This window comes from Enterobacter sp. 200527-13 (assembly GCF_027924865.1).
GTDB classification, from domain to species: Bacteria; Pseudomonadota; Gammaproteobacteria; order Enterobacterales; family Enterobacteriaceae; genus Enterobacter; species Enterobacter ludwigii.
Genome location: NZ_BSCM01000004.1, coordinates 129,632 through 143,285, shown reverse-complemented (window position 1 = coordinate 143,285; position 13,654 = coordinate 129,632). Strand labels below are relative to the sequence as shown.

General features: G+C 56.3%; 12 protein-coding genes and 1 other RNA gene. 10 read left to right on the top strand and 3 right to left on the bottom strand.

The window, feature by feature from the left end; genetic code table 11:
* The first annotated feature begins 9 nt into the window (after window positions 1-9).
* Both rpiA and serA read left to right on the top strand, forming a co-directional pair.
* The gene (rpiA, locus tag QMG44_RS15440; RefSeq protein WP_014171530.1) at window positions 10-669 is read left to right on the top strand and encodes a ribose-5-phosphate isomerase RpiA; all 660 of its coding nucleotides are present in this window, start codon (window positions 10-12) and stop codon (window positions 667-669) included.
* Between the two features lie 272 nt (window positions 670-941).
* Entirely contained in the window at window positions 942-2,174 is a 1,233-nt protein-coding gene (gene serA / locus QMG44_RS15435) for a phosphoglycerate dehydrogenase (protein ID WP_014171529.1), read from the top strand.
* Between the two features lie 45 nt (window positions 2,175-2,219).
* Here serA and QMG44_RS15430 read toward each other — a convergent pair whose 3' ends face one another.
* From QMG44_RS15430 to zapA, 3 genes are all read right to left on the bottom strand, one after another.
* Window positions 2,220-2,816: a 5-formyltetrahydrofolate cyclo-ligase gene (locus QMG44_RS15430; RefSeq protein ID WP_086532134.1), complete on the bottom strand. Its 597-nt coding sequence runs from the start codon at window positions 2,814-2,816 to the stop codon at window positions 2,220-2,222.
* 25 nt (window positions 2,817-2,841) lie between these two features.
* A non-coding RNA gene (ssrS, locus tag QMG44_RS15425) (6S RNA) lies at window positions 2,842-3,025 on the bottom strand.
* 41 nt (window positions 3,026-3,066) lie between these two features.
* Window positions 3,067-3,396, bottom strand: coding sequence for a cell division protein ZapA (gene zapA, locus QMG44_RS15420; protein ID WP_006811891.1), 330 nt, complete (start codon window positions 3,394-3,396; stop codon window positions 3,067-3,069).
* A gap of 168 nt (window positions 3,397-3,564) precedes the next feature.
* Here zapA and QMG44_RS15415 point away from each other — a divergent pair, with 168 nt between their 5' ends.
* The 8 genes from QMG44_RS15415 (at window position 3,565) to QMG44_RS15380 (ending at window position 13,632) form a co-directional block, all read left to right on the top strand.
* A complete protein-coding gene (locus QMG44_RS15415; protein ID WP_025203274.1) occupies window positions 3,565-4,143 on the top strand; it encodes a YecA family protein in 579 nt (192 codons plus the stop codon).
* A gap of 31 nt (window positions 4,144-4,174) precedes the next feature.
* Complete coding sequence (gene pepP / locus QMG44_RS15410) at window positions 4,175-5,488, top strand: Xaa-Pro aminopeptidase (RefSeq protein WP_086532910.1); 1,314 nt, start codon at window positions 4,175-4,177, stop codon at window positions 5,486-5,488.
* The gene (gene ubiH, locus QMG44_RS15405; protein ID WP_032680330.1) at window positions 5,485-6,663 is read left to right on the top strand and encodes a 2-octaprenyl-6-methoxyphenyl hydroxylase; all 1,179 of its coding nucleotides are present in this window, start codon (window positions 5,485-5,487) and stop codon (window positions 6,661-6,663) included. The genes pepP and ubiH overlap by 4 nt, the downstream gene beginning before the upstream one ends.
* 12 nt (window positions 6,664-6,675) lie before the next feature.
* A complete protein-coding gene (ubiI, locus tag QMG44_RS15400; protein ID WP_086532135.1) occupies window positions 6,676-7,878 on the top strand; it encodes an FAD-dependent 2-octaprenylphenol hydroxylase in 1,203 nt (400 codons plus the stop codon).
* Window positions 7,879-8,308: 430 nt separating this feature from the next.
* Complete coding sequence (gene gcvT / locus QMG44_RS15395; RefSeq protein ID WP_040018862.1) at window positions 8,309-9,403, top strand: glycine cleavage system aminomethyltransferase GcvT; 1,095 nt, start codon at window positions 8,309-8,311, stop codon at window positions 9,401-9,403.
* Between the two features lie 23 nt (window positions 9,404-9,426).
* Window positions 9,427-9,816 carry a glycine cleavage system protein GcvH gene (gene gcvH, locus QMG44_RS15390; protein ID WP_014171522.1) on the top strand — a complete coding sequence of 130 codons (390 nt, stop codon included), beginning with the start codon at window positions 9,427-9,429 and terminating at the stop codon, window positions 9,814-9,816.
* 124 nt (window positions 9,817-9,940) lie between these two features.
* A complete protein-coding gene (gcvP, locus tag QMG44_RS15385) occupies window positions 9,941-12,814 on the top strand; it encodes an aminomethyl-transferring glycine dehydrogenase (protein WP_020883726.1) in 2,874 nt (957 codons plus the stop codon).
* Window positions 12,815-12,888: 74 nt separating this feature from the next.
* A complete protein-coding gene (locus tag QMG44_RS15380) occupies window positions 12,889-13,632 on the top strand; it encodes an SDR family oxidoreductase (RefSeq protein ID WP_025203278.1) in 744 nt (247 codons plus the stop codon).
* Window positions 13,633-13,654: the final 22 nt, after the last annotated feature.

Sequence of the window (13,654 nt, the reverse complement as noted above, 5' to 3'; positions counted from 1 at the left end):
TAAACGATCATGACGCAGGATGAACTGAAAAAAGCAGTAGGATGGGCCGCTCTCCAGTATGTGCAACCGGGTACCATTGTCGGTGTTGGTACGGGCTCGACGGCGGCACACTTTATCGATGCGCTGGGCACGATGAAAGGGCAGATCGAGGGCGCAGTTTCCAGCTCCGACGCTTCCACGGAAAAGCTGAAAAGCCTTGGCATCACCGTTTTCGATCTGAATGAAGTTGACCGTCTTGGTATCTACGTTGATGGCGCGGATGAAATCAACGGCCATATGCAGATGATCAAAGGCGGCGGTGCGGCGCTGACGCGTGAAAAAATCATCGCCTCCGTGGCGGATAAATTCATCTGTATCGCCGATGCGTCAAAGCAGGTTGATATCCTGGGTAAATTCCCGCTGCCGGTAGAAGTGATCCCAATGGCGCGTAGCGCTGTGGCGCGTGAACTGGTGAGACTGGGTGGACGCCCGGAATATCGTCAGGGCGTCATCACTGATAACGGCAACGTGATCCTCGACGTTCACGGTCTGGAAATTCTCGACGCCATTGCGCTGGAAAATGCCATTAACGGTATTCCAGGCGTAGTGACTGTAGGGTTATTCGCCAACCGTGGCGCGGATGTCGCGCTGATCGGCACGGCAGATGGCGTGCAAACCATCGTAAAATGATCTGATGGGGGGAGCCCTCCCCCCGCTAAAAAAATTTTGAAAAGCTAAATTCGGTGACTTGTGTCACGCTTTTTACCTCTCGTTTGCCGATCCTGCCGCATTCGCAAATTTCTACAGCATTTTCCTCTGTCATTTTGCTCTGTATGACTTTTCTTCAGAGTGCCGACGCAAACGTTCATATTGCTGCAATAGTTTTTTTTGATATGTTGGCTACAGCGGATTTTAATCCAGCACAACATCAGTTCAGACAAAAACAGGGTCGGGTAAGGTAAATGGCAAAGGTATCACTGGAGAAAGACAAGATTAAATTCCTGCTGGTTGAGGGCGTGCATCAGAAAGCGCTTGATAGCCTTCGTGCAGCAGGTTACACCAACATCGAATTTCACAAAGGCGCGCTGGACACCGAAGAGCTGAAAGCGTCCATCCGTGATGCCCATTTCATTGGCCTGCGATCCCGTACCCAACTGACTGAAGACGTGATTGCCGCGGCGGAAAAGTTGGTTGCCATCGGCTGTTTCTGCATCGGTACCAACCAGGTTGACCTGAATGCCGCCGCAAAACGCGGTGTGCCTGTCTTTAACGCCCCGTTCTCCAACACCCGTTCCGTGGCGGAGTTAGTGATTGGCGAGTTGCTGCTGTTGCTGCGTGGTATTCCGGAAGCTAACGCCAAAGCGCACCGCGGCGTGTGGAACAAACTGGCTGCGGGTTCATACGAAGCCCGTGGTAAAAAACTCGGTATCATCGGCTATGGTCACATCGGTACTCAGCTGGGGATCCTGGCTGAATCCCTGGGGATGCATGTCTATTTTTATGATATCGAAAGCAAACTGCCGTTGGGCAACGCCACTCAGGTTCAACACCTCTCTGACCTGCTGAACATGAGCGACGTGGTCAGCCTGCACGTGCCGGAAAATGCGTCGACGAAAAACATGATGGGTGCTGAGGAACTGGCGCTGATGAAGCCGGGGTCACTGCTGATCAACGCTGCGCGCGGTACGGTTGTCGATATTCCGGCGCTGTGCGATGCGCTGAAGCGTAAGCATCTGGCGGGGGCGGCAATTGACGTCTTCCCGACTGAGCCTGCTACCAACAGCGATCCGTTCACCTCTCCGCTGTGCGAATTCGACAACGTGATCCTGACGCCGCACATCGGCGGATCGACGCAGGAAGCGCAGGAAAATATCGGTCTGGAAGTCGCGGGCAAGCTGAGCAAATACTCCGACAACGGTTCTACGCTCTCTGCCGTGAACTTCCCGGAAGTGTCTCTGCCGTTGCACGGTGGCCGTCGTCTGCTGCACATCCATGAAAACCGTCCGGGCGTGCTGACTGCGATCAACCAGATCTTTGCCGAGCAGAGCGTCAACATTGCCGCACAGTATCTGCAAACGAACTCTCAGATGGGTTACGTGGTAATTGATATTGAAGCGGACGAAGATGTAGCGGAAAAAGCGCTGCAGAGCATGAAGGCTATTCCGGGTACCATTCGCGCCCGTCTGCTGTACTGATTCTGTTTCTGTGAGCATAAAGCCGGGTCGCTACCCGGCTTTATTTTACCAGCGCCAGGTTTTGCCCGGCGTCACTACCGCAGGCAGCGGAATATCCCACTTCTCTACCGGCAAGGCTTCCACGCCCTGACAGTCATGTGCGTACCCCACAGGCTGTAAATTATACTGCTGCCAGTTTTGCAGCGTCCTGTCATAAAAACCGCCACCCATCCCTAAGCGCTGACCCTGCTCATCAAACGCCACCAGCGGCGTGATCAGTACATCCAGTTCTGAGAGGGGGAGGACGTCGCGGACATCAAGTTTTGGTTCGGTGATTTTCAGACGATTCACCACCAGTTCGCTGTGCGGATGGTAGTGTAAAAACAGCAGATTTCCCCGGCTAAACGGATGCAGCACCGGCAGGTACACTCTTTTCCCGGCGCGCCACAGCTGTTCGATCAGCGGTTGAGTATCCAGCTCGCCATCAAACGAGAGGAACAGGGCGACGGTACGCGCCATCACAACAGGGGGATAGGCCATCATACGGGCTGCGCCTTGCTGGGCAAACTGTGCTTGCTGTTCGGGAGTTAACGCACGACGGCGTTGACGCATGAGCTGACGGATGTCCTGGCGTGAGGAAGAGACTTCAGGGAGTTGGGTCATGGTAGTCGGTAGAAGAAAAAGAGAGGGAATCTCCGAGATGCCGCCGCAGGCTGTAACCCTTGAACCCTTGGTTCAAGGTGAATGTGTCGTCATAGTTTTAAGGCTTCTCGGACGAACCGAGCATGCTCACCAACCATGGAGCGCCACATTCTTGTGGTATGAAATATCGGCTCAGGGGACTGGCCCGCTTGCGAACATCTCAGAGAAATTTTGTCTTCACAGTTACTCTACCATAGTCAACTGAGAAGTGTTATTCAAACTTTGGTCCCGGTCTTTCGGGATTGCGACCTTGATCAAGCAATGCCTGTTCAATGGTCTGCTGGAGCATTTTAATGCGCTGCTCCATGCTTGCCGCGTAATCGCGGGTCTTCGCTTTTTCCTGAGTCAGTTCATAACTGATGTTCAACGCGGCGATGAAAACCAGCTGCTCAGTATTTGTGACTCTAGTGCGTTCTTTGAGATCTTGCAACCGCTGATTCAAATCGTCCGCAGCCTGATTCAAGGCATCCCTTTGTTCAGGCGGACAATTCACTCGCAGTGAACGGCCAAAAATCTGGAGATCGACGGGTTGTGCAGACATGCCACCTTCCTGCTGATTGACTGCGCTGCCTTCGCTTACTGCCCCGGGGGCTGCGAAGGGGCGACACTATAGCTACCCTGATGTGAAGATACAAGCCCTTTTCTGGTATCACCAGGGTCCAAAGTGGTAGCATATCATGAATATTCCTCCCAACGATGACGAATGCGCATGTCTATACAGAACGAAATGCCTGGTTACAAGGATTTAAACCAGTTACTGAACCAGCAGGGAGTCGGTTTAACCTCTGCGGAAATGCACGGTCTGATCAGTGGCATGCTGTGCGGCGGAAACAGCGACAGCTCATGGCAGCCGCTGATCCACGACCTGACGAACGAAGGGCTGGCGTTTGGTCACGAGCTGGCGGAAGCCGTGCGTAAAATGCACTCCGCGATCAGCGATTCGCTGGAAGACGATGGCTTCCTTTTTCAGCTTTATCTGCCTGAAGGCGATGACGTCAGCGTCTTCGATCGTGCCGATGCGCTCGCAGGTTGGGTCAACCACTACCTGTTGGGGCTGGGCGTCACGCAGCCGAAACTCGATAAAGTGACCGGCGAAGCGGGTGAGGCGATCGACGATCTGCGTAACATTGCGCAGTTGGGCTACGATGAAGACGAAGACCAGGAAGAGCTGGAAATGTCTCTCGAAGAGATCATCGAATACGTTCGCGTTGCTGCTTTGCTGTGCCACGACCACTTTACGCGTTCGCAGCCGACCGCGCCGGAAGTCCGCAAGCCAACCTTACATTAAGAAAAATAACGCACAGGAGGGTGTCATGGTTATCTCAAATCAAGAGTATTCGCGCCGTCGTCAGGCGCTGCTGGCCAATATGCAGCCGGGCAGCGCCGCGCTGATTTTTGCTGCGCCAGAAGTGACGCGCAGCGCCGACAGCGAATACCCCTATCGCCAGAGCAGCGATTTCTGGTACTTCACCGGCTTCAACGAGCCGGAAGCGGTACTGGTGCTGATTAAGAGTAATGACACCCACAACCACAGCGTGATTTTTAACCGCGTACGCGATCTCACTGCAGAAATCTGGTTTGGCCGCCGCTTAGGGCAAGAGGCTGCGCCAGAGAAGCTGGGGGTGGATCGGGCGCTGGCATTCAGTGAGATCAACCAGCAGCTCTATCAACTGCTCAATGGCCTGGATGTGCTTTACCACGCGCAGGGCGAGTATGCGTATGCCGATGAGATTGTCTTTACCGCTCTGGATAAGCTGCGCAAAGGTTCGAGGCAGAATCTGTCCGCCCCGGCCACCCTGACGGACTGGCGTCCGGTGGTGCATGAGATGCGTCTGTTCAAATCGCCGGAAGAGCTGGACGTGATGCGCCGTGCGGGTGAAATCAGCGCGCTGGCGCACACCCGCGCCATGGAGAAATGCCGCCCGGGAATGTTTGAATACCAGTTGGAAGGGGAGATTCATCACGAATTTAACCGCCACGGCGCGCGTTATCCTTCTTACAACACCATTGTCGGTGGCGGTGAAAACGGCTGCATTCTGCACTACACCGAAAACGAAAGTGCGCTGCGCGACGGGGATCTGGTGTTGATTGACGCCGGATGCGAATTCCAGGGGTATGCGGGCGATATTACCCGTACGTTCCCGGTGAACGGTAAATTTACCCCCGCACAGCGCGCGGTGTATGACATCGTCCTCGAATCGCTCGAGACGGCGCTCAGGCTGTACCGTCCAGGCGCGTCCATTCAGGAAGTGACCGGCGAAGTGGTGCGCATCATGATCACCGGTCTGGTGAATCTCGGTATCCTGAAAGGCGACATGGATACCCTGATTACCGAGAACGCGCATCGTCCGTACTTTATGCACGGCCTGAGCCACTGGCTGGGGCTGGATGTGCATGACGTGGGAGCATACGGTGCCGATCGTTCCCGCGTGCTGGAGCCAGGCATGGTATTAACGGTTGAGCCGGGGCTGTATATCGCGCCGGATGCCGACGTGCCGGAAGCATACCGTGGGATTGGCATTCGTATCGAAGACGACATCGTCATTACCGAAACCGGCAACGAAAACCTGACCGCCAGCGTCGTGAAAAATGCTGACGATATCGAGGCGCTGATGGCAGCGGCACGCGTATGAGCGTGATTATTGTTGGCGGTGGGATGACCGGAGCCACGCTGGCACTGGCCATCTCGCATTTTACGCAGGGAAAACTGCCGGTGCATCTGGTGGAGGCCGTTGCGCCAGAGGCCTCTGATCACCCCGGTTTTGATGCCCGCGCCATTGCACTGGCGCAGGGTACCTGTCAGCAACTCTCACGCATTGGCATCTGGCAGGCGATAGCCGACTGCGCGACGGCGATTAAAACCGTTCACGTCAGCGATCGCGGTCATGCCGGTTTCGTTACTCTGGATGCGCATGATTACCGTATAGATGCGCTGGGCCGGGTCGTGGAGCTGCACGACGTCGGGTTACGCCTGTTCCGCCTGCTTAAGGATGCGCCAGGCGTGACCCTGCATTGCCCGGCGCGTGTGGCCAGCTTTAGCCGCAGTGACGCGTCGGTCAACGTGGTGCTGGATAACGGTACCGTCCTTGAAGGCCAGCTTCTGGTAGCGGCAAACGGTTCGCGCTCTTCGCTCGGCACGCAGTGCGGCGTGGAGTGGCGACAACAGCCCTACGGGCAGGTGGCCGTCATTGCTAACGTTTCGACAGCGGGCGCTCACAACGGCCGCGCTTTTGAGCGTTTTACCCAGCATGGCCCGCTGGCGATGCTGCCCATGTCCCACGATCGCAGTTCGCTGGTGTGGTGCCATCCGCAGGACAACGCGGCTGAGATACAGACCTGGTCTGACGAACGTTTTTGTACCGAGCTGCAAAAAGCCTTTGGCTGGCGGCTGGGACGTATTACCCACGCGGGAAAGCGGAGCGTATACCCGTTGTCGCTGACCACCGCCTCGCAGTCTATCTCCCATCGCATGGCGCTGGTCGGCAATGCCGCGCAGACATTGCATCCCATCGCCGGGCAGGGGTTTAACCTCGGGCTTCGCGACGTGATGAGCCTGGCAGAAACGCTTTCGCAGGCGTGGAGCGAGCAAAAAGACTGTGGTGCCTGGTCGGTGCTCAGCCATTACCAGAAGCGACGCCGGGCAGATAAAGAGGCGACGATTGGTGTGACGGATGGTCTGGTGCACCTGTTTGCCAATCGCTGGGCACCCCTGGTTGCAGGCCGCAATCTTGGGCTGATGGCGATGGAATTATTCATTCCGGCACGTGACGTGCTGGCGCAGCGGACTCTTGGTTGGGTCGCGCGTTAAGGAGTTATCACCGTGCAAAATGTTGATGTCGCCATCGTTGGCGGCGGAATGGTAGGACTGGCGCTGGCCTGTGGTTTACAGGGCAGCGGCCTGCGCGTTGCGGTACTGGAGCAAAACGTGCCTCAGCCTGTCGCGCAGGACGCGCCGCCGGAACTGCGCGTCTCGGCAATCAATGCGGCCAGTGAAAAGTTGCTGACGCACCTTGGCGTCTGGTCAGATATCGTGGCGCAGCGTGCCAGCTGTTATCACAGCATGGAAGTGTGGGACAAAGACAGCTTTGGTCATATCGCGTTTGATGATGAAAGCATGGGCTACAGCCATCTGGGACACATCATCGAAAATGCCGTTATCCACCATGCTCTTTGGCAAAAAGCGCAGTCCTGCAGCGATGTCACGCTGCTGGCACCGGCGCAAATCCAGCAGGTTGCCTGGGGAGAAAACGACGCCTTTATCACCCTGCAAAGCGGTGACATGCTGACCGCGCGACTGGTTGTGGGCGCTGACGGTGCCAACTCCTGGCTGCGTAACAAGGCGGATATTCCGCTGACGTTCTGGGACTATCGCCATCATGCTCTGGTGGCAACGATTCGCACTGAAGAGCCGCACGGTGGGGTGGCGCGCCAAATCTTCCACAATGACGGCATTCTGGCATTCCTGCCGTTGAGCGATCCACATCTGTGTTCGATTGTCTGGTCTCTGGTTCCTGATAAAGCGCAACAGATGCAGGAGGCGACTCCCGAGGCATTCAACCAGGCGCTGTGCGTCGCGTTTGATAACCGTCTTGGGCTATGCACCCTTGAGAGCGAGCGGCTGGTGTTCCCGTTAACCGGGCGCTATGCGCGTCAGTTTGCGGCGCACCGTCTGGCGCTGGTGGGTGACGCGGCGCATACGATCCATCCGCTGGCCGGGCAGGGCGTGAACCTTGGCTTTATGGACGCGGCAGAGCTGGTTGAAGAGTTGCGTCGCCTGCATCGCGAAGGCAAAGATATCGGCCAGCACCTCTATCTGCGTCGCTACGAACGCAGCCGTAAGCACAGTGCAGCGGTGATGCTGGCAGGCATGCAGGGTTTCCGTGAGCTGTTTGCCGGCGCGAATCCAGCGAAAAAACTGCTGCGCGACCTCGGCCTTAAACTTGCCGATACCCTTCCGGGCGTAAAACCTCAACTCCTTCGCCAGGCGATGGGTCTTAACGACCTGCCGGACTGGCTGCGCTAATATAGACCCCCGTCACACTTTGTTTTCCCGGCCTCTGCGCCGGGGAAATTCGCTCGTTTGAAATAATCTAATTTCACCGCATTTTTCGCATTAGAAAATCTAATCTTACTATTTTTATGTTACGGAAATTCCGCCCGTTTTTCCGCATGAAATATCACCATCTGCTAAATCCTGTTAGAGCAATGTTAATTTTATGCGGGTTTAATCGCAGTTTTCCAGTGAATAACTCTGTTAGCTTTTTCGTGTTTTTAGGTCATAAGCTAATGTGATGACCCGTTTTACCTTATGGTTAATCGCCGGTTTCGGTGGTAAGTTCAGGTAAAAGAGAACGTTTGCGTCGGGGTCCAGAAAGCGATCGCGGCGCCGGGTTTCGTGGCACTGTTCAGGTGTGCGAAACGCAAGACAGCCCTGCTTATTCAACGAGGAAAAGATGGCTCAACAGACTCCTTTGTACGAACAACACGTGTTATGCGGCGCACGCATGGTGGACTTCCATGGCTGGATGATGCCGCTGCACTACGGCTCGCAGATTGATGAGCACCACGCGGTGCGCACCGATGCCGGTATGTTCGACGTGTCACACATGACGATTGTCGACCTGCATGGCAGCCGCACCCGGGAGTTTTTACGTTATCTGCTGGCAAACGACGTCGCCAAACTGAAGACGCCAGGCAAAGCGCTCTACACCGGCATGCTGAATGCCTCCGGCGGCGTAATTGATGACCTCATCGTCTATTACTTCTCTGAAGATTTCTTCCGCCTCGTTGTAAACTCCGCCACCCGCGAAAAAGACCTCTCCTGGATTACCCAACACGCTGAACCTTACGCCATCGACATCACCGTCCGCGATGATCTGTCGCTGATCGCCGTACAGGGGCCGAACGCGCAGTCTAAAGCCGCCTCTCTGTTCACCGATGAGCAGCGTAAAGCCACCGACGGCATGAAGCCGTTCTTCGGCGTACAGGCGGGCGATCTGTTTATCGCGACCACCGGCTACACCGGTGAAGCGGGCTATGAAATTGCCATGCCGAATGAGAAAGCCGCCGATTTCTGGCGTGCGCTGGTGGAAGCTGGCGTTAAGCCGGCAGGTCTGGGCGCGCGCGATACGCTGCGTCTGGAAGCCGGTATGAACCTCTACGGGCAAGAGATGGATGAAGGCGTGTCACCGCTGGCGGCCAACATGGGCTGGACCATCGCCTGGGAACCGGCTGACCGTGAGTTTATTGGCCGTGAAGCGCTGGAAATGCAGCGTGAAAAGGGCACTGAACAGCTGGTTGGCCTGGTGATGACCGAGAAAGGCGTGCTGCGCGGCGAGCTGCCGGTGCGTTTTACAGATGCTGACGGCAACCCGCGTGAAGGCGTGATCACCAGCGGTACCTTCTCCCCGACGCTGGGCTACAGTATTGCACTGGCGCGTGTTCCGGCGGGCATTGGCGAAACGGCAGTGGTGCAAATCCGCAACCGTGAAATGCCGGTCAACGTGACCAAACCGATTTTTGTTCGCGCCGGTAAGCCGGTCGCCTAATCATTTTTATCAGGAGAACTTCAATGAGCAATGTGCCAGCAGAACTGAAATACAGCAAAGAACACGAGTGGCTGCGCAAAGAGGCGGACGGCACTTACACCGTAGGGATCACCGAGCATGCGCAGGAGCTGCTGGGCGACATGGTGTTTGTTGACCTGCCTGAAGTCGGCGCATCCGTGGAAGCAGGCGATGACTGCGCCGTGGCCGAGTCCGTAAAAGCGGCTTCTGATATCTACGCTCCGGTAAGCGGTGAAATTGTTGCCGTGAACGACGCCCTGAGCGACTCCCCGGAGCTGGTGAACAGCGAGCCTTATGAAGGCGGCTGGATCTTCAAGATCAAAGCCAGCGACGAATCGCAGGTCGCCGCGCTGCTGGATGCCACCGCGTACGAAGCGCTGTTAGAAAACGAGTAAGCCTTAACCCTCTCCTCTTTGGGGGAGGGTAGGGTGAGGGGAACAGACGACACCCTCACCCCAGCCCTCTCCCTCCGGGAGAGGGAGAAAACACATTCACTGCACGTTTCAGGAACCATCGCTCATGACACAGACTTTAAGCCAGCTTGAAAACCGTGGCGCCTTCATTGAACGTCACATTGGGCCGGATGCTCAGCAACAGCAGGAGATGCTGAAGACAGTTGGCGCGGATTCATTAAATGCACTGATCGGCCAGATTGTGCCAAAAGACATCCAGCTTGCCACGCCGCCTCAGGTGGGTGAAGCCACCACTGAATTCGCCGCTCTGGCGGAGCTGAAGGCAATTGCCGGCCTGAACAAGCGCTATAAGTCTTATATTGGCATGGGCTACACCAACGTGCAGTTACCCCCGGTTATTCTGCGTAATATGCTGGAAAACCCGGGCTGGTATACCGCCTACACCCCGTATCAGCCAGAAGTTTCTCAGGGCCGTCTGGAAGCGCTGCTGAACTTCCAGCAGGTTACGCTGGATTTGACCGGCCTGGATATCGCGTCCGCTTCACTGCTGGATGAAGCCACCGCAGCCGCCGAAGCAATGGCAATGGCGAAGCGCGTGAGCAAACTGAAAAATGCCAACCGCTTCTTCGTGGCAGCGGACGTGCATCCGCAAACGCTTGATGTGGTTCGTACTCGTGCCGAAACCTTTGGTTTTGACGTGATTGTCGACGACGCCGACAAAGTCCTCGATCATCAGGATGTGTTTGGCGTGCTGCTGCAACAGGTCGGCACCACCGGTGACGTTCACGACTACAGCGCACTGATTGCTGAGCTGAAAGCCCGCAAAGTGGTTGTCAGCGTCGCGGCTGATTTTATGGCGCTGGTCCTGCTGACGGCTCCAGGTAAACAGGGCGCGGATATTGTTTTCGGTTCTGCACAACGCTTTGGTGTCCCGATGGGCTACGGTGGCCCACATGCGGCGTTCTTTGCCGCAAAAGATGAATTCAAACGCTCCATGCCTGGCCGTATCATCGGCGTTTCAAAAGATGCTGCCGGTAATACCGCGCTGCGCATGGCAATGCAGACTCGCGAGCAGCATATTCGTCGTGAGAAAGCGAACTCCAACATCTGTACCTCGCAGGTCCTGCTGGCCAATATCGCCAGCCTGTACGCTGTCTTCCACGGTCCGGTTGGCCTGAAACGCATTGCCAGCCGTATTCACCGTCTGGCGGATATTCTGGCCTGTGGTCTGCAGCAGAAAGGCCTGAAACTGCGCCACGCCCATTACTTTGACACGCTGTGCGTTGAAGTGGCTGACAAAGCCGCGGTGCTGGCTCGTGCTGACGCGGCAGAGATCAACCTGCGTAGCGATATCCATAACGCGGTAGGCATTACCCTGGATGAAAGCACTACCCGCGAAGATATCGTTAACCTGTTTAACGTCTTGCTGGGCGATGCGCACGGCCTAGATATTGATACGCTCGATAAAGATGTCGCGCTCGACAGCCGCTCTATCCAGGAAAGCATGCTGCGTGATGATGCGATCCTGACTCACCCGGTGTTCAATCGCTACCACAGCGAAACCGAGATGATGCGCTATATGCACTCTCTGGAGCGCAAAGACCTGGCGCTGAACCAGGCGATGATCCCGCTGGGCTCCTGCACCATGAAGCTGAACGCTGCGGCAGAGATGATCCCAATCACCTGGCCTGAATTTTCCGAACTGCACCCGTTCTGCCCACCAGAGCAGGCGGAAGGTTACCACCTGATGATCAACCAGCTCTCCGACTGGCTGGTGAAGCTGACCGGTTACGATGCACTCTGCATGCAGCCAAACTCCGGGGCGCAGGGGGAATACGCGGGCCTGTTGGCAATTCGTCACTATCACGAAAGCCGCAATGAAGGGCATCGCGATATCTGCCTGATCCCAAGTTCTGCGCATGGCACCAACCCGGCGTCTGCCCAGATGGCGGGTATGGAAGTGGTGGTAGTGGCCTGCGACAAGAACGGCAACATTGACCTGGCCGATCTGCGTGCGAAAGCCGAGCAGGCGGGCGAAAAACTCTCCTGCATCATGGTGACCTACCCGTCCACCCACGGTGTGTACGAAGAGACCATCCGTGAAGTGTGTGAAGTGGTCCATCAGTTCGGCGGTCAGGTTTATCTCGACGGTGCGAACATGAACGCACAGGTTGGCATTACCTCTCCGGGCTTTATCGGCGCGGATGTGTCGCACCTGAACCTGCATAAAACTTTCTGTATTCCACACGGCGGTGGTGGTCCGGGTATGGGCCCAATCGGTGTGAAAGCACACCTGGCGCCGTTTGTCCCAGGCCACAGCGTAGTGCAGATTGAAGGCATGTTGACCCGTCAGGGCGCGGTCTCTGCGGCACCGTTCGGTAGCGCCTCAATCCTGCCCATCAGCTGGATGTATATCCGCATGATGGGCGCGGAAGGGCTGAAGCAGGCAAGCCAGGTGGCTATCCTCAATGCTAACTACATCGCAACGCGTCTGAAAGAAGCGTATCCGGTGCTCTACACGGGCCGTGATGGTCGCGTGGCGCACGAGTGCATCCTCGATATCCGTCCTTTGAAAGAAGAGACAGGTATCAGCGAGCTGGATATTGCTAAGCGTCTGATTGACTACGGATTCCATGCGCCAACCATGTCGTTCCCGGTGGCGGGTACGCTGATGGTTGAACCCACCGAGTCTGAAAGCAAAGTTGAGCTGGACCGCTTTATTGACGCGATGCTGGCTATCCGCACTGAAATCGACCGCGTGAAAGCCGGTGAGTGGACGCTGGCTGATAACCCGCTGGTTAACGCACCGCACACCCAGAATGAGCTGGTCTCCGGGTGGGAGCACGGTTATACCCGTGAGCAGGCGGTGTTCCCGGCCGGCATAGCAAACAAATACTGGCCGACCGTGAAACGTCTCGATGACGTCTACGGTGACCGTAATCTGTTCTGCTCTTGTGTGCCAATGAGCGAATACCAGTAATCGTTCCGCGGTTATAATGTGTACAGGCCGGGTCAGCGTTAACGCTACCCGGCTTTTTTTATAAGGAGACATAGATGGCAATTGCACTGGTCACCGGCGCCAGCCGCGGTATCGGTAAAGCCACCGCGCTGCAGCTGGCGCGCGAAGGCTACACCGTGGCGGTGAACTATCACCACAACATTAAAGCCGCGACGGATGTGATCACGATGATTACCGACGCGGGGGGCACCGCGTTTGCCGTGCGTGCAGATATCAGTGATGAAGCTCAGGTGCTGGCAATGTTCGACAGTATCGATCGTGAAGCCGGACCGCTTACCGCACTGGTGAACAACGCCGGGATCCTGTTTGAACAATCCACGATTGAACACCTCTCCGCTGAACGGATCAACCGCGTGTTAGCCACGAACGTGACCGGTTATTTCCTCTGCTGCCGCGAAGCGGTAAAACGCATGTCGTTCAGACATGGTGGTAAAGGCGGCGCGATCGTGAACGTGTCATCCGCGGCATCGCGCCTCGGTGCTCCGGGTGAATATGTGGATTACGCCGCGTCCAAAGGTGCTGTCGATTCGTTGACGACGGGATTATCGCTGGAAGTGGCAGCGCAAGGGATCCGCGTAAACTGCGTGCGTCCCGGGCTGATTTACACCGAGATCCATGCATCTGGCGGTGAGCCGGGCCGGGTGGATAGGGTCAAATCCATGCTGCCTATGCAGCGTGGCGGTCAGCCGGAAGAGGTGGCGCAGGCGATTGTCTGGCTGCTGAGCGAGAAAGCCTCGTATGTGACGGGAAGTTTTATTGAACTGGCGGGTGGGAAATAAACATCTCCTCTCCCCATCGGGG